This window comes from Natronotalea proteinilytica, assembly GCF_055379935.1.
On sequence record NZ_AP043947.1, the window covers coordinates 2,210,903 to 2,231,598 of the forward strand.

At 56.6% G+C, this 20,696-nt stretch carries 14 protein-coding genes and 1 tRNA gene; 4 read left to right on the plus strand and 11 right to left on the minus strand.

Features of this window, described 5'->3' with window-relative positions; all coding sequences use genetic code 11:
* Positions 1-279: 279 nt before the first annotated feature.
* A complete protein-coding gene (locus tag ACZ5AL_RS08765) occupies positions 280-1,866 on the minus strand; it encodes an AbgT family transporter (RefSeq protein WP_464509994.1) in 1,587 nt (528 codons plus the stop codon).
* A 215-nt stretch (positions 1,867-2,081) separates the two neighbouring features.
* Here ACZ5AL_RS08765 and ACZ5AL_RS08770 point away from each other — a divergent pair, with 215 nt between their 5' ends.
* Entirely contained in the window at positions 2,082-3,047 is a 966-nt protein-coding gene (locus ACZ5AL_RS08770) for an ion transporter (RefSeq protein ID WP_464509995.1), read from the plus strand.
* A 945-nt stretch (positions 3,048-3,992) separates the two neighbouring features.
* Here ACZ5AL_RS08770 and ACZ5AL_RS08775 read toward each other — a convergent pair.
* A complete protein-coding gene (locus tag ACZ5AL_RS08775) occupies positions 3,993-4,199 on the minus strand; it encodes a hypothetical protein (protein WP_464509996.1) in 207 nt (68 codons plus the stop codon).
* Positions 4,200-4,436: 237 nt separating this feature from the next.
* Between ACZ5AL_RS08775 and ACZ5AL_RS08780 the strand changes: the two genes are divergently transcribed.
* On the plus strand, positions 4,437-5,015 hold the full coding sequence (locus tag ACZ5AL_RS08780) for a DinB family protein (RefSeq protein WP_464509997.1): 579 nt from the start codon (positions 4,437-4,439) through the stop codon (positions 5,013-5,015).
* A 268-nt stretch (positions 5,016-5,283) separates the two neighbouring features.
* On the opposite strand, the gene ACZ5AL_RS08785 is transcribed toward ACZ5AL_RS08780, so the two are convergent.
* The 3 genes from ACZ5AL_RS08785 to ACZ5AL_RS08795 all read right to left on the minus strand — a co-directional run bounded on the left by ACZ5AL_RS08785 (position 5,284) and on the right by ACZ5AL_RS08795 (position 12,200).
* A complete protein-coding gene (locus ACZ5AL_RS08785; protein WP_464509998.1) occupies positions 5,284-6,714 on the minus strand; it encodes a phosphoglucomutase/phosphomannomutase family protein in 1,431 nt (476 codons plus the stop codon).
* Positions 6,715-6,824: 110 nt separating this feature from the next.
* A complete protein-coding gene (gene recN, locus ACZ5AL_RS08790; protein ID WP_464509999.1) occupies positions 6,825-8,540 on the minus strand; it encodes a DNA repair protein RecN in 1,716 nt (571 codons plus the stop codon).
* 162 nt (positions 8,541-8,702) lie between these two features.
* Positions 8,703-12,200 (minus strand): preprotein translocase subunit SecA, encoded by a 3,498-nt coding sequence (locus tag ACZ5AL_RS08795; RefSeq protein ID WP_464510000.1) that lies wholly within the window; start codon positions 12,198-12,200, stop codon positions 8,703-8,705.
* A gap of 255 nt (positions 12,201-12,455) precedes the next feature.
* Between ACZ5AL_RS08795 and ACZ5AL_RS08800 the strand changes: the two genes are divergently transcribed.
* Positions 12,456-13,448, plus strand: coding sequence for a PorV/PorQ family protein (locus ACZ5AL_RS08800; protein ID WP_464510001.1), 993 nt, complete (start codon positions 12,456-12,458; stop codon positions 13,446-13,448).
* A 280-nt stretch (positions 13,449-13,728) separates the two neighbouring features.
* Here ACZ5AL_RS08800 and ACZ5AL_RS08805 read toward each other — a convergent pair whose 3' ends face one another.
* The 6 genes from ACZ5AL_RS08805 to ACZ5AL_RS08830 form a co-directional block, all read right to left on the minus strand.
* The gene (locus ACZ5AL_RS08805; protein ID WP_464510002.1) at positions 13,729-14,676 is read right to left on the minus strand and encodes a tyrosine-type recombinase/integrase; all 948 of its coding nucleotides are present in this window, start codon (positions 14,674-14,676) and stop codon (positions 13,729-13,731) included.
* Between the two features lie 247 nt (positions 14,677-14,923).
* The gene (sucB, locus tag ACZ5AL_RS08810; RefSeq protein WP_464510003.1) at positions 14,924-16,726 is read right to left on the minus strand and encodes a 2-oxoglutarate dehydrogenase, E2 component, dihydrolipoamide succinyltransferase; all 1,803 of its coding nucleotides are present in this window, start codon (positions 16,724-16,726) and stop codon (positions 14,924-14,926) included.
* 290 nt (positions 16,727-17,016) lie between these two features.
* Positions 17,017-17,592 (minus strand): aminoacyl-tRNA hydrolase, encoded by a 576-nt coding sequence (gene pth / locus ACZ5AL_RS08815; protein ID WP_464510004.1) that lies wholly within the window; start codon positions 17,590-17,592, stop codon positions 17,017-17,019.
* A 92-nt stretch (positions 17,593-17,684) separates the two neighbouring features.
* Positions 17,685-18,353 carry a 50S ribosomal protein L25 gene (locus ACZ5AL_RS08820; protein WP_464510005.1) on the minus strand — a complete coding sequence of 223 codons (669 nt, stop codon included), beginning with the start codon at positions 18,351-18,353 and terminating at the stop codon, positions 17,685-17,687.
* Positions 18,354-18,522: 169 nt separating this feature from the next.
* The gene (locus ACZ5AL_RS08825; protein ID WP_464510006.1) at positions 18,523-19,470 is read right to left on the minus strand and encodes a ribose-phosphate diphosphokinase; all 948 of its coding nucleotides are present in this window, start codon (positions 19,468-19,470) and stop codon (positions 18,523-18,525) included.
* 124 nt (positions 19,471-19,594) lie between these two features.
* Positions 19,595-19,665 (minus strand) — tRNA-Gln (locus ACZ5AL_RS08830).
* Between the two features lie 369 nt (positions 19,666-20,034).
* Between ACZ5AL_RS08830 and ACZ5AL_RS08835 the strand changes: the two genes are divergently transcribed.
* Positions 20,035-20,670, plus strand: coding sequence for a hypothetical protein (locus ACZ5AL_RS08835; RefSeq protein ID WP_464510007.1), 636 nt, complete (start codon positions 20,035-20,037; stop codon positions 20,668-20,670).
* Positions 20,671-20,696: the final 26 nt, after the last annotated feature.

Genomic DNA, 20,696 nt, shown 5'->3' on the forward strand with positions numbered 1-20,696 from the left:
AAGATGCGGTCGGCACCACAGAAGGTGAGCCCAAGCGGGCGCACACGAACAACGAGTGCCGAATCGGTAATGGGGTGTAGATACAATGTGCACATTAGTTCTTCGAAATGCAATGCCTAGGCTGCAAAAAATGAAAGCTGTTTGTTGGCATGGTGCTTACGATGTATGAAGGTTCTGCCGTGTTGGACTTATAGAAGGCTTCAGTCTGTTATGAAAAAACGCCCGCTCAGCCGAAAGCCAAGCGGGCGTAAGGGTCTTCTGCATCGATAAGGCAGCGTGTTACACGTCAATGAAGAGCGGCGCATCTGGGCCAAGCGGTATGCCTAGAAAGATCCAGGCAGCCAGTAACAGTGTGCCAATGATACCAAAGGCGATGGAGTAAGGCAGCATAATCGCGATGATGCTTCCGATTCCAGCTTTTTTCTCGTAGCGTTGAGCAAACACGATGATGAGCGGGAAATACGGAAGCAACGGGGTCAGAATATTGGTAAACGAATCGCCAATACGGTAGGCTGCCTGGGTAAGCTCTGGGGAATACCCCATAAGCATCAGCATCGGTACAAAGGTTGGGCCCATGATGGCCCACTTGGCCGAGGCGCTACCGACAAACAGGTTGATGAATGCGGATACGAAGATGAACGCAATGATGAGCGGGATGCCACTTAATCCTACGGTGGTTTCCAGCATCTCTAGGAACTCAGCGCCCTTGATAGCAACCACCATGTCAAGATTCGACCAGCTAAACATTGCGACGAAGTGCGCTGCTGCAAAGGCCAGCACGATATAGACGCCGAGGTCAGACATCGTCTCCGACATCATATCGGTAACGTCTTTATCTTTTTTGATTTTCTCGGTTACGATGCCATACACCAGCCCCGGCAAGAAGAAGATCACCACCATAAGTCCGACAATTGCATCGAAGGTAGGTTCGAAACCACCTTCTGGTCCTCGCAACGCAGCGTTCTCTGGAATAATAAGCAGGGAGGTCGCAGCAATAGTCACAAAGAACGTGAGGGCGCCCCAAAGCAGTCCTTTGCGCTCTATCGGAGTTAGGTCTTCGGAGGTGTTTTCGTCTTCCTCAAAGTCCTCTGGGGGCTCATAGTCGCCAAGGTATGGTTCGACGATGTAGTCGGTAACGAGCCATCCTGCAATGACAAAAGCGGGCACAAGCGCTACAATGATATAGTAGTTCGCCACTGCCGTAACAGCGTAGTCCTCGGTGATAATTTGCGCTGCCGGTTCGGTAAACGACGCAAGGAGTACATCGAGTGCAGAAGGAAGTAAGTTTGCGCTAAAGCCAGCAGACACCCCAGCAAAGGCGGCTGCGAGTCCTGCAAGCGGGTGCCGACCGGCTCCATAGAAGAGCAAGGCTCCAAGCGGAATCACCACCACGTATCCCGCATCAACGGCCATGTTTGACATGATGCCCGTAAAGACAATCGTCATGGTGAGCAGGGCGTTGGGAACTGCGCGCATGAACGACCCCAGTGCGGCTCCAATAAACCCTGACTTATCGGCCACGCCAATGCCGAGCATAACAACAAGGACTAATCCCAGCGGAGGGAAATCGGCAAATGTGTCCGCCATATCGGTAAAGAGCCGCTGGATATTATCCCCTGAGAAGAGGCTCTCCACGACAATGGTTTCGCCGGTTCGAGGGTGGTCTACACTCACGCCCAGTGCGCTCACGAGGAGCGATATCAGCATCGTAATTCCGATGAAGATAAAGAACAGCGTTACCGGCTCTGGAAGCGCGTTGCCGGTGCGTTCCACGAAGTTCAGAAAGCGCCCTGATAGGCCATCGGGCTGATCATCATCGGGTGTAGTATCTGGACGAGATTCTGCGGTCGAAGTATCGTCGGCCATGCGAGCACAAGAAAAGTTCGAGGAAGGTCTGCGAAGGACGGCCTGCGGCAATAATGCAAGCCGTCTGTGCAACGTACAAAGCAGACACGAAAATTACACACAGTTCTCGTGTAAGGATTGTGCGTACCTGGGCCTGGGGGTTGCAATCACAGCAAGGAGCGCGTATCGTGCAGTGATTCCTGTGTCTAATTTCTTTATCCATCGAACGTCCTATTATGACACCACGCCGGCCGTTTTTGTCAGTGCGTAGCGTGCGCCGGGCAGTGTACCAACTGCTAAACCCTGAAAAGCGCATCAAAGCTACGTTTGGGGCAGAGCCTTCCACGCTGTCCGTATGGGGTGCGCGCCTCGATTTGTTCATTATGGCACTTATTGTGTTCAGCGTGGCGGCCGTGATCTTGGAATCGGTTGAGTCTGTTCGCACTGCGTATGCCCCATGGTTTTACTGGTTTGAGGCAGGCGCCGTCTTGGTATTTACAGTTGAATATGCAGGGCGACTCTGGTCATGTACGCTGAATCCGGACTATGACGATGGATGGCGAGGACGCTTGCAATGGGCGCGCTCTCCGTTGGCACTGATTGATCTGCTCGCGATTTTACCCTTCTTTCTCCCCTTCTTGGGCATCGATGGGCGGTTTCTGCGCGTGCTCCGCTTGATGCGTATCGCACGGCTGGCCAAGCTGCGGCGCTACCTGCGTTCGCTGCAGCTCTTCGCCAACGTCTGGCGCTCGAAGCGACACGAAATCATCATGACGAGCGCACTGATGTTTTTGCTACTGCTTATCTCGGCTTCGCTCATGTACTATGCGGAGCGTTATGTGCAACCCGAGACGTTTGGGAGCATTCCGCATTCGATGTGGTGGGCGGTGGCTACGCTTACCACCGTCGGATATGGCGATGTGACACCTATAACGGGGCTTGGGCGCGTGATGGCAGCGTGTGTTGCTATCATTGGCATTGGACTGTTTGCCTTACCAACCAGCATTTTGGGGTCGGGGTTTGTAGAGGAGATCGCTAAAGAACGAAAAGCGGCTATGCGTAATCACAACAAAGAGACTGCTCCCACCTACACATGCCCCCACTGTGGAGAGGCGCTCACCGTTTCCTTGCGCGACGCCCATCAGGATTCCACGTCGCCTGAGGAATCCAACGGGCGGTCAGGTTCGAGATCGCCTGACTAAGTGCGCTGCCATACCTGAATGATAGGGGGTCGATGGGTGTTTTCTCTTCCACCCTTAAGTAGACCCACAAAAGTATCTTTGATTATGTCATTGCGAGGAGCGCTAGCGACGCGGTGAGCGCAGCCGAACCCTCTCCTCGGCGCTCAGCAGCTTAGGGTCCAGTGGGCAGCCGTCCTTCTCTCGCTATCATCCCGACGCCCCCGACGAAGGAACCTCAACGTTCGCCGTCAACTCATCTGACACCGCGCCCAAGAAACCACCCCGCTCTCCTGTAACGAGAATACGCGGAAACAGAAGGACGCAGAGCGTCCGCATTTCGTCGCGACGCAGAGGGGCCAAAGGTCATGCCGGTTGTACATCGCGACGAGGGTTCAAGGGGGGCTCGGTACGTTAGCGGGCACATGCGTTACCCGAAGATTGACCTGTGACAGGGCACTACTGCGCTGTCACATCTGAATGTTAGGGTACGGAGACCGTCCGACACTCTGTATCCCAGCCCCCTCCCAAAAAACCTGTCATGTTGAGCAAGCGAAGGGCCCCCAGGGCCCGGAGCGCGTCGAAACATCTCCTCGGCGCTCAGCAGCTACTGGCAAACCAACGGCCCTGCTCATTTCGAGGGAGATCTTTCGACTCCGCGTCTCCTAGACGGAGCCGCTCCGCTCAAGATGACATCATTAAAGTGAGGGTGTTGCAACCCGAAGATTGACCTGTGACAGAGTACTACTGCTGTGTCACACGTGATTGTTAGGGTCCAAACTTGTCATCGCGAGGAGGGAGCCCTGCGACTGACGCGGCGATCTCATGCCGTTGTTGGGCAGCTACATCCGGTCTGGCAGCAATGAGATTGCTTCGCTCCGCTCGCAATGACAAGGACGTGAGTTAGTTCTGGGTGCGTTATAGGGTACATGCATTACCCAAAGATTGACCTGTGACAGAGCACTACAATCATTTCGACCATGTCGCGGCGCTGTACGCTGAAAAGATGTGGACAACCCATCCCATCGTTCCAACCGAGATAGTCCAGATTGCTGCTGCCAGGACAAAATGAATAGCAGCCGCAATGAGACGTCCCTGCACGAGTTGTCCGAGGCCTGCAATGAAAAAACTAGCGAGTGCTGCAATGACGTTGCCTCCGGATCCTTGCTCAGCCATAGTGCGGTACGTTAGGAAAGTACAATGGAGTAGCGTATCATAGCGCCTGCATAGTACAGAAACACTCCAAAAGAAGCGAATAGGGTCCACATGTAGATGAATCGTTATATTTCCAGGGTAAATATCGGATCCCTGCACATGATCTTCGATTAAAGGAACGAATCGGTGAAGATGCAGTGCACTTCACTGTTTGTCCATTGATTTGATTGTTAACAGCTGGTTGCCCCGGTAGACGAAATGGTTCCTCACTCCAGCGATCCCGCCCTGATTGCCTCCGATGAATACAGCATGCTTTGTGGTTTTTATGATGCCGTTGAAGCATTGCTGGATGCCCCCGATTCGATTCTTTTTGACACGCATGAGACCATATCGAACTGGTCGCCTGCCCAGCATCTGTATCATATCCTGGTTGCTGGCGAGAAGTCGCTGAAGGCAGCGCAGTTGACGGCCCGGGGGGAAGGACCCGTGCAATACGATGGGCATCCTAACGCGACGGGAGCTCAGATTCTCCGCAATGGTTCATTGGGCGACCTGAAGGCTGAAGCCCCCGCATCGGTGCGCCCGCCCGCCTTTGTGACCCGCGAGGCGCTTCGCGAAGCGTATCGTTCGAGTCGTGCTGAGCTTAATGCATTGGCTGATGATATGCCCACGCTGTCGGATTCGAAAGCGCGCTTGCCGCATCCAGCATTCGGCCCGTTGCGCGCCTCCGAGTGGCTCCGCTTTGCTCGTATCCATGCCGACCATCATCAGGATATTGTGCAGGAGATTCTCAATGCTGCCCGCAGCCAGGCCTCAAAGTCAGTGCAGCCGGCTTAAGGGACTTTTCGTCCGTTAGTGTTGGAGGGAGGCCCGGTTTGGGGACGCTGGATCGTCCCAGTAGGCGTGGCGACGCGAAGCATCGTCACGAGAGTCAGATGGTGGCGAACTGAACACCGGTGGGCAGAAACGTTAGTGCTACGTTCCACAGAGCCCCAGGGATGCAAGCAGTCCCCCGGCTATAGGTTTGACCGACATCACACTGCTCCATATCCCGGCATCAGAAATGAAGCAGATATTCCCGGGCGGTCGTTGCAAGCTCCTTCCATCAATGTGCTGCCTCTGCCAAGCCGAGTTGTTCGCTGGCATCTTTGACCAGCGCTTTAGCGGCTTCCGGCGATTCGGCCTCGGAATACACGCGCAGCACGGGCTCGGTGCCTGACGGACGAATCAGCAGCCAGCCGGTGTTGGTGATGTGCTTGTAGCCGTCGAGCGTACGCAGTTCGGTTACCGCAGCGCCGTTGATGGTATCGAGTCCACCGTGCGCATCCAAACGATCAAGGGCATCTGCCTTCTGAGCATCGGTGATGTGCAGGTCGTCGCGGTATGTGTAGTGCGGGCCAAACGCATCGAGCAGCTCCTGCACTAGTGCCGAAAGCGTCATGCCTCGTTTCACCATCATCTCCACAACGAGCAGCCCAATATACACCCCATCGCGTTCTGGAATGTGTCCTTGTGCGGCGATGCCTCCGGACTCTTCGCCGCCCACAAGCACATTGCCTGCTGCCATCTTGGAGGCGATATACTTAAAGCCGATGGGGGTCGTCTCGATCGGCAGACCGTACGCCTCGGCCATTTTGTCGAGCATGTGCGTGGTGGAGAACGTCTTCACGATAGGTCCGCTCAGCCCCCGCTCTTCGTGCATGTACTTTACGAGAAGCGCCAGCAAGCGATGGGCACTTACGTACGTACCCGTCTCGTCAACCATAGCGATGCGGTCGCCGTCGCCGTCGTTGGCAATGCCGACGTCCAGGTCGTGCGCCTGCACCAGTTCGGAAAGCGGCTGCAGGTTGCGGGCAATGGGTTCGGGCGGCGTGCCCTGAAAGCTCGGGTTGATCTCATCTCGCACCGTCTTTACCTGATCGGAGCTTAAGAGTCCGGTGACGAGTCCTTGGGCGGCGCCGAACATCGGGTCGTGTCCAATGCGTACATCGGAAGCTGCAATGGCGTCGATGTCGAGCGCTGTGCGGAGCGCATCCATAAAGTCGCTGCGCAAATCAACGAGCTTGACGCGCTTGTTAGCGACCAGCGTGTCGAAGTCCGGCAGGGTGTCGGGTACCGAAACAGAGGTGAGGTGCGACTCGACGTCAGCCACCATTTCGGGCGGTGCGGGACCGCCAAAGTCGGCTTTGAGTTTGAATCCGTTGTACTCGGGGGGATTGTGGCTGGCTGTAATGACGATGCCGGCATCGGCGCCGTACGCGTTGGTGCCCCAGCTTACTGCGGGGGTGGCTACGAATGAGTCTGACAGATACACCTGCACGCCTGCCTGGGCGACACGGCGTGCCACGCGTTTGGCAAAGGGGCGGCTCATGAACCGGGTGTCGTGTCCCAACACAACGGTTGCCTCGGCTCCGTACGTATTGCGGAGCCAGGCGGCGGTGGCCGATGCTACGCGGTCGAGATTAGCAAATGTATACGTGTCGGCGATGATGGCGCGCCAGCCATCGGTTCCAAACGAAATTGGGGAATCGGCCATGCGAATAGACGTTGATAACGGTGAATACAAATCGATCGGTGCAAATGCATGCTGTGTGAAGCATGCGACGGTGGCCTGCGATACCACGCTACATGTACCGGAGTACATTCTTATGACTCAGATTGATCGGCCACGTTCATGAGCTCACGCGCACTGGTAAGCGCAGCATCGGTTACGTCGGCGCCGCTAATGAGGGAGGCGACCTGCTCGGCTTGCTCTTCGCCATCAAGGCGATGAATCGTGGTGTGGGTGCGGTCATCGGCTACGGTTTTGGATACGCGGAAGTGCACATCCCCTAGCGCAGCAATCTGCGGCAGATGCGTGATGGTGATGATCTGATGGTAGCGCGCCAGATTGTGCATGCTCTCTCCAACGCGACGGGCCATATCGCCTGAAATACCGGCATCGATTTCGTCGAATACCAGGATGGGAAGACGTTCGCTTTTGGCAAGGATGGTTTTCAGAGCCAGCATGATGCGGCTAATTTCGCCTCCAGAAGCCACATCGGTGAGCGGTTTAGGCGGCTCCCCTACGTTGGTCGATATAAAAAACTCTACGCGGTCTATGCCATGCGGACGGGCTGCGTAGCGGGTGTCTTCTAGCTCAACCCAGCCTTCCGAGTCGGGCGTGCGCTCAAAGTGGACGTTGAACTGGCTGTCGGGCATGCCCAGGGTAGCCATTTCGCGTTCGGCGGCGCGCTCTACGCGTTCAGCCACTTCGCGTCGCTTGGTAGAGAGCCGTTCAGCGGCATCAGAGAGGGTGGCCTGCGCCTCGGCGATCTGCGTATCCAGCCGTTCGAGGGTGCCTGAAAAGTCGGAGGCCAGCGCATAGCGTTCACCGATCTCTTCGCGGTGTTCAAGCACTGCATCGAGTGTACCGCCGTACTTTCGCTTGAGTCGTTCAATGTCGGCCAGGCGCTCGCGAATGGCTTGCAGGCGATCCGGATCGAATTCGACATGCGCGTTATAGTCCTGCAGAAAGCTAGCCAGCTCACTAATGATGATCTGCGCCGACTTCACCTCGTCAACCTGTTCGGAGAAGGTGTCATCAATGCGTGCCAGGTCTTGCAGTTCGTTGCGCGCTACCACGATCTGGTCATGCACCGCGTGCTCATCGGTGTAGAGCATGTCGTACAAGCGGGATGTGCAAGCATAGAGTTGCTCGGCATTTTCCAGTACGCGCCGTTCGGATTTGAGCTCTTCTTCTTCGCCCGGTTGGGGATCAACCTCGTCGATTTCCTCGATTTGAAACTCGTACAACTCGCGCTGCTGATTCAGTTCGCGCTTGCGCTCGGCCAGGCGGGTGCGTTCGTCGACAAGCTCCTGCACCGACTCGTACTGGCGCTGGTAGTGCTCCACAAGCCCGCTCAGGCCGCCAAAGCCGTCTAACAGGGTGCGGTGCGTCGATCGGTCGAGCAGCGATTGGTGCTCGTGCTGGCCATGCAGGTCGATGAGTTCGGCAGCTACAGCCCGCATCACATCAAGCGTGGCAGGCGTGTCGTTGATGAAGGCGCGGCTGCCGTAATCGGTAAGCTGGCGACGCAAAATGATGCGTGGCAGCGGCTTGGCATCGATCTCGTGGTCGGCAAGCAGGGTACGGATTGAGTCGGTGTTGGCTTCATCGAAAATGCCTTCGATGATCGCCTTTTTGGCACCGCTTCGTAATGCGTCGGTGGAGGCCCGGTCGCCCAGGATCATGCCCAGCGCCCCCACGATGATGGACTTTCCGGCCCCCGTCTCGCCCGTCAAGATATTGAGGCCGCTGCCGAACTCAATGTCAAGTTCTTCGATGAGCGCATAATCCTTGATGTAGAGCGACCGTAGCATAGCACCAGAGCATAGATCAGACAAGGGACAGACGAGAAGCCTCCCCGGCGGGGAGATCCTTCGCGCAACAGGCCGCAGAGCGACGGCGTGTTGCGTGTGTCCTCAACATACAACAGCGCATGGACATCGTCAGGTTGTAGATCGCCTTTCTACGCGAGCGTCCTACGAAATCATGGACCAGCCTTGCTTCAGCTTTTTCTTGGCGTGCTTATACTTTATTTCTGCGGTTTCCCCGGTGCTGTTGTTGCGGATCTTGACGATGTCATTGCGCCCGGGTTCGCTGGCTACCGTTACGGGCTCCTGCTTGTCGACCGACGGGTCGCGCTCGGCAGCGCTGCCATCGCCACCCCCAGACTGTACGCCGTACGAGGGTTCGGCAGAGTCATGCTGGGTCTTGGCGCGACGGCGATCGAGGCGGCTCTTCGGCTCGCTGGTACTGGTTTGAGGTGCGGCATCATCAACCACCGGTCCTGAGCGGAACGAGAGCGACACGACCTCTTGGCCAATTTCTTCCATCATATCAGCAAAGAAGTCGAAGGCCTCCATCTTGTACTCGACGACCGGGTCTTTGCGTCCGTAGGAACGCAAGCCGATGCCTTCTTTAAGCTCATCGAGTTCGCGGAGGTGGTCGGTCCACTTGCTATCGATGGTGGAGAGCATGGCTGTGCGCTCCAGCGCGTTGTTGATCTCCTCGCCGTCGGTTTCAAGAGCTTCCTCCACATCAGCCACAGCGCGCATAAGGCGCTGTCCGTCGGTGAAGTCCACGTACACTTGGCTGGGGGTATCTTCGCCGCGCTCTTCCTTGAGGGCCTTCAGGCGCTCATAGAACGGCTGGGCCAGCGCTTGCCGCTTGCGCTGGTAGTGTTTGTTGGCTTCCTCGAAGATACGCAGAGCTACGCCGTCTTCGCCCAGCATGACAAACGTCTCGCGGTCGATTTCGAAGTCGAAGGCGAGCACGCGCAGGAGCTCTTCGCGAAGTCCGGCAATGTTGCCGTCGCCGTAGTACTGCTCCACAATGGCTTCGCACAGCTCGTACAGCATCGACAGCATCTGGCCGTGGAAGCGCTCGCCGGTGAGGGCTTGACGGCGCCGCTTGTAGATAACCTCGCGCTGTGCGTTAAGCACATCGTCGTACTCAAGTTGACGCTTACGGATTGCAAAGTTGTTTTGCTCAACCTTGCCCTGCGCCCGCTTGATGCTCTTGTTGATCCATGGGTGCGTGATTACCGCACCCTCTTCAAGATTCATTTTGTCCATGATCTTGGCTACGCGATCGGAGCCAAAGAGGCGCATCAGGTCGTCTTCGAGCGATACGTAGAATTGGCTTTCGCCGGGGTCGCCCTGACGGCCTGCACGTCCACGCAGCTGCAGATCAATACGGCGGCTTTCGTGGCGTTCTGAGCCGATGATGGCGAGTCCTCCGAGTTCGCGTACCTCATCACTGATCTTAATGTCGGTACCGCGGCCCGCCATGTTGGTCGCGATGGTGATGGCGCCTTTTTGGCCGGCTTCTGCTACAATCTGTGCCTCGGCCTTGGCGCGGTCTTGCTTGGCATTGAGTACGTTGTGGCGCAGCCCTTCGCGCTTCATCATGCGGCTGAGCTGCTCCGATACTTCTACCGACGCTGAACCGACCAGTACCGGCTGCCCTTTCTTGTGGTATTCTTTGACCTTGTCGATGACAGCGTTATACTTCTCGCGGCGTGTGCGGAAGACCAGGTCATCTTTGTCGTCGCGGCGTACCGGCTCGTTGGTCGGTACTACGATGACGTCCAACTCGTAGATTTCGTTGAACTCTTCCGCTTCGGTTTCGGCGGTACCGGTCATCCCGGCCAGTTTATCGTACATCCGGAAGTAGTTCTGCAGCGTCACCGACGCGTACGTTTGCGTGGCGGCTTGCACCTCGACTTCCTCCTTGGCCTCAATGGCCTGGTGCAGCCCTTGTGAGTAACGGCGCCCATCGAGCACCCGTCCGGTGTGCTCATCAACAATTTGGACTTTCCCTTCCTCTACAATGTATTCGAGATCGCGCTCGTAGAGCGTGAACGCTTTGAGCAACTGCTCGATCGCGTGCAGCGTACCGGCGCGTTCGGAGTAGACGTTGTAGATCTCCCGCTTTTGTTCTTGCAACTCGGTCTCCATCTGCTGCTGTTTGTCGAGCAGCCGCTCTTCGCGTTGCTCGCGGGAGAGGTCGTCGCGGGCTTTTACTTCCGCTTCGAGCTGGCGAACTTTTTCCTCATGGTCGCTCTCCAGCTCGGCAATTTGCTCACCCACGACTGGCAGGACGAACATATCTTCTGTTTCGCCCATGACTTTGGCGATATACTCGCGGCCCTTCTGCGTAAGCTCGATGGCGCGCTTTTTCTCTTCCAGCGCAAAGTACAGCTCATCGTCCACAAAGGGCATGTTTTTCGCGTTCTCCTGCAGGTAGAAGTACTCCGTTTTCTGGCGGAGGCGTTCTACACCCTGCTCTTGAAGCAGAGACTGCAGTTCATCGAGACGCGGGTAGCCGCGGGTGGCACGAAGTAGCGCCAATCCGGCTTCATCGCTGAGCTCATTGGCGCGCTTTTTCTCGCCGGCCTCTTTCGCTTTGTCTCGTTCGGCCAAGAGGTCTTTCGCCTCGCGCGTGAGTTGCTTCACCAGACGCTTTTGGGCGCGCACCACTTTCTCAACCGGGTCGCGCAACTCGCGATACTGGTCGTTTTCCTGGTCGGGCACCGGGCCGCTAATAATGAGCGGTGTACGGGCCTCATCAATCAAGACCGAGTCGATCTCGTCAATGATGGCGTAGTGATGCCCCCGTTGCTGCAGTTGTTCGGGACGCACCACAAACGAGTTATCGCGCAGGTAGTCGAATCCAAACTCGTTGTTGGTGCCGTACGTGATGTCAGCCTGGTATGCAGCGCGGCGTTCCTTGGAGTGGGGGTCGTACCGGTCGATGACGTCTACCGTAAGGCCGTGAAACTCAAAGAGCGGTTTCATCCACTCGGCATCACGCTCGGCTAGGTACGGGTTCACCGTTACAAGGTGGCAGCCGCGCTCGGCCAGTGCGTTCAGGTAGAGCGGCAGAATGGCAACCAGCGTCTTTCCTTCACCGGTTTTCATTTCCGCAATGTTGCCACGGTGGAGCACCACGCCCCCAAGAAGCTGCACATCGTAAGGAATCATATCCCATTCGATGGTGCTTCCGCCGGCTTCCCAGGTTTCCCCGATCATGCGGCGGCAGGTATCTTTCATAACGGCGAACGCCTCGGGCAAGATGGCTTCCATCTCGTCTTCTGTGATGGCAAGCCATTCTTCTTCAAGGTCATCGAGCTCTTCGTGTAGCTCTTCGCGCTCTTGAAGAGAGAGGGGGTCGATATCAGACGATGCCGCGTGCGGCTGCCCGTCGCCGCCAATGTCGGCTTCCTCGATGAGCCCAGCGGTGGAACTGGTGGGGGCCCGGCGAAGCGTTTCGTTAATTTCGTCAATGCGTGCCTCAACATCGGTTACGGCATCGCGGAGCCGCTGCTTAAACTCGTCGGTTTTGGCACGGAGTTCCTCATCCGTCAGGTCCTGCAGCTCCTCATACGCTTCATTGATTTCGTCAACAACCGGCCAGATCTTTTTCAGCTTGCGCTTATTGGGATCGCCGAACAGGTTCTTTAGCCAGTCAAGCATAGAAGGGGAATGCGGAACGTGTATGCAACGGTGATGATGGGGCGATGAAGCCCGTTATCAAAAGCTTTCGGAAGGACATGCCTTCCCAAAGCCGTGTCGTGGATGGCACGCAACCGGCACTCGTCCGTTCCCTACCCTGCAGTGCTTGACGGCTTGTCAACATGGCGTGGTCTTTCAATAAGCAACTGTAGCGCATGCTGTAGGTACAAAACCGCACGACGCGCACTTTACTGCTTTGTTGGTTTCTAAATTGCTATGCCCGCAGGCGTACGTTATGTATTGGCATGTCTGGGTCTTGCGCTCTGCGTAAGTGCCTTTCCCTCCGCCGCGGACGCTCAACTTGGTGGGGCGCTCTCTGAGTTCAGCTTTTTACGTTTGGATGCATCGGCACGGAGCGCAGCATTGGGCAGCAGCCTCTCTGCAGTGAAGGCAGATGACACCGCTTCGTTCTTTTATAATCCGGCGCTGGCCCATCCTACCTCGGCCGGACAGGGCGTAGCTTCTTACACTGACTTCATTGCCGATAGCCAAGTTGGCATGCTTGCCTACAGCCATGCCCTGGGGGAAGAAACGGTTGTCAGTGCAGGGGTGCGTTACGTAGACTGGGGCGAATTCGATGGACGCGACGCGGCAGGGGTGCCCACCGAGGCGTTTCATGCGCGTGACGTAGGGCTTACCGTAGGGTGGGCAGGAGCGATTGATGAGCACTGGCGTTATGGTGCAAACCTGCACTTCTTGTACGCGGCCATTGAGACGGCGCGAGCTACAGCCCTTGCTGGCGATGTGGGCGTGCAGGCGTACTGGCCCGGGAGCGGATGGTCGGTTAGTACGTCGTTGCACCACATGGGCGGCACGCTTAGCAACCTGGGAGCCGAACGCGCTTCGCTTCCGTTTGACTGGCGTATCGGCGTAGCACGCTCGGTGCCTCATCTACCGGTGCAGCTCTCAATGACCGGGTACGACCTTCACAACATGGGCGAGGCGTTGCCCGATGAAGGCACCGCCGGGCAGGTTTTGGGACATCTTACGTTCGGCGTGGAAGCCTATTTGGGCGAAGTGATTACCCTGCGCGGCGGCTATAACCACCGGCGGAGCCGTGAACTGGTGCTCAACGATCGCCTCGACTGGGCCGGGGTTGGTGGTGGATTTGGCGTACATCTGGGGCCACTTCGGGCTGACTATGCATTCACGTCGTGGTCGTCATTTGGCGGCCTCCATCAAATCAGCGTGCAGTTAGGTCCCGCTTAGCCCAAAGCAGCTAAGTACAGTCACGTGTCAATGTTGGAGTTCAGGGGGAGTAAGAGCCTGCGCGATGATAATAACAAACCACCTGTCATGGTGAGCGAAGGCCGACGGAGGAGGCCCCATGTAGCCGCCGAATGGCATTCGGTGGAACCATCTCATCGGCGTTCAGCAGCTATTGGCCAACCAATGGCCCTGCCCATTTCGGGGGAGATCTTTCGGCTACGCTCAAGATGACAATGCATGAACGAGGCGGTGCATGCCCAAAACCGACGTGTGACCTCACTTATCCGTTGAGCAATTCATCAATCTCTTCAGGGTCGCGCTTCAGCAGGCCCTGCTTCTTGTAGTAGATCATCGTTGTGTCGAGGGTGCCGTGACGCATGCGCTCCTTGACGCGCTCGATCGACATGCCATTGTTTAGCCAAATGAGCGCCGCTGTATGTGTGAGGCTGTGCGGCGTGATACCGGGCCGTTTGATGCCGGCCGCTTTCAAATGGTCGTTGATGCGTCCGCGTACCGAGCGTGTTTTCAGACGTTTGCCCATCGAGCGGCGCCCATGCGAAATGAATAAGGGGGCTTCTGGATTTGGTTGCTTGCGCGCTTGCAGATACGCTTCAATGCGCTCTACCACGGGCTCATCCAAAGGCACCTCTTCATCTTTTACGGTACGCCCTTTGCCCTGTACGCGTAGCACCGCCCCCATGAGGGTGTGTTCAAAATCCCCCACATCGGCCCGTACCAGTTCGATTTCACTGAGTCCGGCGTACAGCATGCAGTATACCATCGCCGTATCGCGCTTGTCGATGGGCGTGGTAGTATCCATGGTCGTGTGCAGGGCTTCGATATCGGCCTCGGTGAGAACCTTTCGCGAGTGCGTATCGGGACGGCGGTTGCCCTTTACGGCCTTGGCCGGATTCGTATCGAGGTCGCCCCGGTCGACCAGGTACTGGCACAGGCGACGGAGCGCCGTTAGGTATGTCGAAACCGACACCTGGCTCAATCCCCGTTCCTCGGTCAGGTACGTTTTGTAGGCGCGCACATCTTCTTCGGTAAACTGAAAGCGCCCTTTTTGCTGGATGTACCACTTCTGAAACGTGTTGAGCGAGCGGCGATAGGTGCCCACGGTTTCGTCGCTCTTGTCACTTAGGTACTCGGTCAAGAACGCATCGAGGTGCGCGCGCAACTCACGAAGAGAAAGCTCAAGCGGCGGATTGGTAGAATCGGATGACATGATGAGACGAGGCAGTTCGGCGGCAGGGAGCAGTCGAATCAACGGAGACGCGTCGCTAAACGCATAGCTGTCGCGATGGATGCATGGGCGTGCTATGGAGATGCTGTAGGGAAGCGATCCTGCTCTGTCGTATCCCCTGTTACTCCTATTACACACATATATTACACGTATCCTGTTAAACGACAACCAGGCGCTGGAGTCGTCTCCAGCGCCTGGCTATGTCATGTCTTATGTGGATCCTTGGCTTTTAGAAAAGATCGTCATCGGGCTGATAGGATTCGAGCACTTCAACACAGCGGTGGAGGAAGCTCGATCCCATAGCGCCGTCAATGATGCGATGGTCGTAAGAGAGCGACAAGTACATCATATGACGCACGGCAATGACATCACCCATATTGGGATCTTCAACAACAACCGGACGCTTCTTGATGGCGCCGGTCGCCAGGATTCCTACTTGCGGCTGGTTGATGACAGGCGTACCCATCAGGGAGCCCAGCGAGCCGATGTTGGTGACGGTAAAGGTGCCGCCTTGCAGTTCGTCGGGCTGGAGCTGCTTAGAGCGCGCGCGCTTGGCGGTGTCGGCCATCTGGCGAGCCAAGCCTGTCAGGTTTAGACTGCCTGCATTGCGGATTACCGGAGCAAGCAGTCCTTTCTTGCCAATAGCAACGGCAATGCCAACGTGGTAGTCTTTCTTGACAACGACTTTATCGCCCTCGACCGACGCGTTGAGCATCGGGTGGTCGCGCAGGGCTTCTACGGCGGCTTGTACAAAGAAGGGCGTAAAGGTGAGCTTCACGCCTTCGCGCTCTTGAAACGCCTCTTTGTGCTGGTTTCGCAGGTTTACAAGCCCCGTGACGTCGGCCTCGGCAAAGGAGGTGACGTGCGCCGAGGTGGCTTTCGAGCGCACCATGTGCTCGGCGGTTATTTTGCGCATCCGATCCATCTCTACAACATCGATGCGATCGCCGTACTGCTGCTTGAGCTTGTCGGCGCTGGGTCCTTGTTCGACCGTGTAGGCGGGGCGGGCGGGCGCCTCCTGCGGAGTTGACGCGGGCGAGGGCGTCGGTACTTCGGTAGGTGTGCTGTCGCCGGATGGGGCTTCAGACGGTTGAGCCGGCGCATCGGCAGGCCGCTCTTCTAAATAGGCAAGCACATCGTCTTTGGTGACGCGCCCGTCGCGCCCGGAGCCGTCGATGGACTCGAGCTCGGCCATGGAAAGCCCTTCGGTTTCAGCAATGGAGCGCACCAAAGGTGAGAAGAACTGTCCGTCAGATCCACGCCGTTCGATGGGGCGCCCGTCATCTACAGGGGCGGTGGTGGTTGTCGTACTCGACGGTGCCGGTTCGGCGGCTGCCTTCTGGCCAGCATCTTCGGTGGAATCGTCTGATGTCGGCTGAGACGCCGCTGGGGCCGCCCCCGCTTCAGCACCAACGATGGCAATGACACTACCTACTTCTACGGTGTCGCCTTCTTCGACGAGACGCTCTTTAAGCACGCCTGCTGCCGGAGAGGGCACCTCCGTGTCGACCTTGTCGGTGCCGATTTCAAGGAGGGTCTCGTCCAGGTCGATCGAGTCGCCCACCTCTTTGAACCAGGCGATAATCGTGCCTTCGGTAATGCTTTCGCCCATTTTGGGCATGACAACTTCAACATCGTCCTCGGCCGGAGCGGTACCGTTGGTGGCGGGAGCCGCTTCGGGCTGGGTTTCTGCATCGTCCGTTGGTGCTTCCTCAGGCGGTGCCTCTTGGGCGGCAGACGCGGTTGTGTCGGGCGCATCATCGGCAGGGGCTTGTGCTGCCGCTGCGTCGGCATCGGTTTCAAGGCGGGCGATGATGGTGCCCACTTCAACGGTATCGCCCTCCTCAACCAGGATTTCGTCGAGTACCCCGGCTGCCGGAGAGGGCACCTCGGTATCTACTTTATCCGTGCCAATTTCGAGCAGGGTTTCATCTTGCTCGATTTCATCGCCTGGCTGTTTATGCCAGACAATGACTGTGCCTTCTGTAATGCTCTCGCCCATTTTGGGCATGGAGACGTCTACCTTCGCCATATCAGGATGCAGCTATTCAGCGTCTGGGGAGTCGATGGAGGAGCGGGAAACGGGTGCTGGAAGCGCTGCCATCGCATTTGGGCGATGCACATGCAACGTTGCCAGCCCTGTATTCCCTGTCAAGGGTTGGTACGAATGCAATGTAGCAGATGTGTTGCCCACAAACAACGGGCTTCCTCATTTCTTGCAATGATTCAACAAAAATGGGGGATATAGGGGATATGCCCGCTATCTTTCACACGCTCTACCAGGTGGCCGGTTGTGTGCGTTGAATGTAGAAGGCGTTACCTCTATCCATTGTATCTATTCATGGCTGCTGTGAGTCCGTCGTTAACGGTTCGCAGGACGGCGTTGCACGCCTTGATGCGTGCGTCCTCAATCACAGGCTCTTGCTGAGAAGAAAAGGGAGCGAGGACGTAATCGGATTGTGCTCCAGGGGCATAGTTTTGTCCGATGCCAATGCGTAAACGCGGAAAATGCGTGGTCTCTAACCGGTTGGCAATATCTTGCAATCCGTTGTGGCCTCCGCTACTCCCTTTGGGGCGCAGGCGGAGTTGGCCCGTATCCAGGTGCAGGTCATCTACAATGACAAGCATTTTGCTAGGATCGAGGTCAGCCTGTGTGCAAAGCGCCTGGGCCGCATGCCCACTTCGGTTCATGTACGTTTGCGGTTTTGCAATCCAAAGGGGAACGGTTTGGTGCACCGCCTGAGCGAGTTGGGAGGCTGTATTGCTGTGTGATTGGAACGACACATTCAGCCGCTCTGCAAGCATGTCAGCAACCTGAAACCCGATATTGTGACGGGTGGCGGCATACTGCGCGCCTGGGTTACCAAGTCCTACGATAAGCCATTCAGGAGAAGACATAGCAATCAAAATCAGAGCATTACAAACAACCGCGCCCCCACTGTGAAAGACAGTGAGGGCGAGGTTCGTAGATCAGTATGGGAGAGATGGCGTTATGCGGCTTCTTCTTCGACAGCCTCGCCCTCTTCGCCTTCGGCAACTTCGCCCTCTTCGCCTTCGGGCAGTTCGCCTTCTTCGAGTTCGACCTCTTCCTCTTCTTCGTCGGTAGCCACGGCTTCGAGGTGCGGCGCCACAACGGTAACGAGGGTTTGGCCTTGCGCCATTTTATACCGGTACGCCTCTTGGTCGAGGTCGTACAGGTGGATCGCATCGCCAATTTCAAGCTCCGAGATGTCGATGGTAATCTCGGATGGAATGTTTTCGGGCATGCACGAGATCGTCATCTCGCGTACGATGATCTGCGTGTCACCACCGTTTTTCTGTCCTTCGGGAATGCCTTCGTAGCGAATGGGAACGGTAAGCGTAACCCGGCGACCTGGGCGCAGCACCTGGAAGTCGGCGTGCTCAGGACGATCAGAGATCGGGTGGAGCGTGTAGTCTTTCAGAACGCACTTCCAAGCGTCGCCATTCATGTCGACGTTGACCACGCTCGTCTGCCGCGAGTACAGCAGACGGTTGAGGTCATGCACACGCACCTGAAACGGCACCGGGTCGGTGTCTCGTCCATACAGGATACAGGGGACGTTATTGCTTTCACGAATCGCTCGCGTGGCTTTTTTTCCCGTTTCGCGAGGATGGGCGTCGAGGGTTGGGGCATCCATGAATCGAAAGACCGTATACCGTGCAAAATTGTAAACTAAACAGTCGCATTCCCGGAAAGGAAGCGACTGCTGTGCCTGCAGAACAGTGCAAAGCGAAAAGGGGGGGCGGCGGTTCCTTGTGCTTCACAAAAGCGGTGTTAAGAGTGGAAGCGCGCTGCCTTTGCTTGCGTCAATCTTTAAAGAGGGTAGACACCGACTTATCGGTGTAAATGTGTCGGATGGCTTTTGCAAAGAGGGGGGCCACGCTAACGACTTCGATGGAGTCGGAGGACCGCTCTAACGGAATGGTGTCGGTGATGATGAGCCGCTCAATCGGGGAAGCTTCAATACGGTCGTAGGCTGGCCCTGAAAGCAGTCCGTGGGTACAGGCGGCCATAATGTCGAGGGCCCCTTCTTCGCGAAGCGCTTCAGCAGCACGGGTGAGCGTGCCTGCCGTATCCACAATATCATCTACCAGAATGACATTCTTGTCTTCCACGTCGCCGATAATATTCATCACGCGGGCTTCGTTGGCACGCGGACGCCGCTTATCGATTAGCGCAATGCTGGTGCCGAGCTTCTTGGCATAGGCACGTACCATTTTGAGGGCGCCTACATCTGGCGCAACCAACAGAAAGTTGTCCATGTTTAGCGCTTCCAGATGGTCAATGAGCACACCCGACCCGTACAGGTGGTCAACCGGCACATCAAAGAACCCCTGGATCTGCGGAGCGTGCAGTTCCATTGTCAGGATGCGGTCGATCCCGGCGGTGGTAAGCAGATTCGCCATCAGCTTCGATGCAATAGACACACGCGGTTGGTCTTTGCGGTCCTGGCGCGCGTATCCAAAGTAGGGAATAACCGCTGTTACACGCGCTGCAGAGGCCCGTTTGGCAGCATCAATGAGCATGAGCAGCTCAATCCAGTTCTCGGCACTCGGGCAGGTGCTCTGGATGATGAACAGGTCGGCCCCACGAATAGAGGATTCGTAGCGCACGTAGATCTCACCATCGGCAAACTCTTGGATCGTGAGTTCGCCAAGCGATGTGCCGTAGCTGCGAGCGATGGCGCGGGCTAACGCAGGATTCGAGCGCCCGCCGTAAATCGCGACGGGGTTCTCTTGAGGAGCGGTGGTCATACAGGGGTAGGGGGAAGAAAAAGACCAGTCATGGGTGGCAGACGCAAGCGGCCTGCTACTTCATACAAACATCCTGCACGCCAGAACATGCAGGATGCGTAGATTGGACTCCAAAGAGAGGATGTTGCCCGGGGAGGATTCGAACCCCCACTAACGGCTCCAAAGGCCGCTGTCCTGCCATTAGACGACCGGGCAATGGGATGGTCGCTCATGTGTTGTATGGTGTCGTACTATGAGCAGGCATGTTGCCTTTTGCAACGTACGACGATGCACATCCTAATAGGTAATGCGGTCAGTGTCAACCAGAGAAGGGGCCCAAGGTTCATAGTTCAGCGCTTCTTCCATTTCTTTCGCCGAGGCTTTACAGATCTTCCCTTTCCAGGCGGTATGCAGCGCGCTCATTTCGTTTGGATGGTGGCGCCGGCTTATTAATATGGCCGGATACATCTTTCTTTCACGCATGGAACTAATGGAGCCGATGCTGATCTTGTTCTCTCCAGAGGGTGTTCTACCCCGCCCTTTAGCATTACCTTATAGTTCCCCACAATAGTGCCACACCGTACCATGTACATACATCGATTAATTGCCGTTGGATGTTTAGCCGCCACCCTTCTATTTGTAGGGTGCGACGAAGAAACACGTGAGTCGCTATCTCAGCTTACCCAGTCTGTTCAGCAAATGCAGGAGGGGGCCGAAGAGATGGCTTCGTCGTTAGAGGAAATGGAAAACGAAGACCGTGAGCCGGTCGAGCCGGTTAACTTTCGTGAGTTGCGCGACCTGTTGCCCGAGCAGCTTAGTGGCTTAGAACGCACCGACTACGAAGGGGCTCGTCAACAAATGGGCGGGTTCACCATCGTACAGGCCAATACCCAGTTTGATGGCAGCAATCGTGAGCGCATTGAAATTGAAATTACCGACATCGGCGGGGCTCCGGGGCTTAGTGTGCTCGGTCTCGGTATGATGACCATGGAGGTTGATCGCGAATCCAGCAGTGGCTTTGAGCGCACCGGCGACTATCAGGGCCACCGCATGCACGAAGAGTACGACAACAATCGCGAACGCGGAAAACGTACGGTACTGGTTGATCAACGCTTTGTCGTGGAGGTATCGGGTCGCAATGTGTCGTTTGATGCGATTGAAGACGCGTTTTCGACTGTTGACCTGAATGCGCTCCAGCGTCTGGCCGAAACAGCGGGCTAGTGCAGCGCTCTGCTGATTCTTACCCA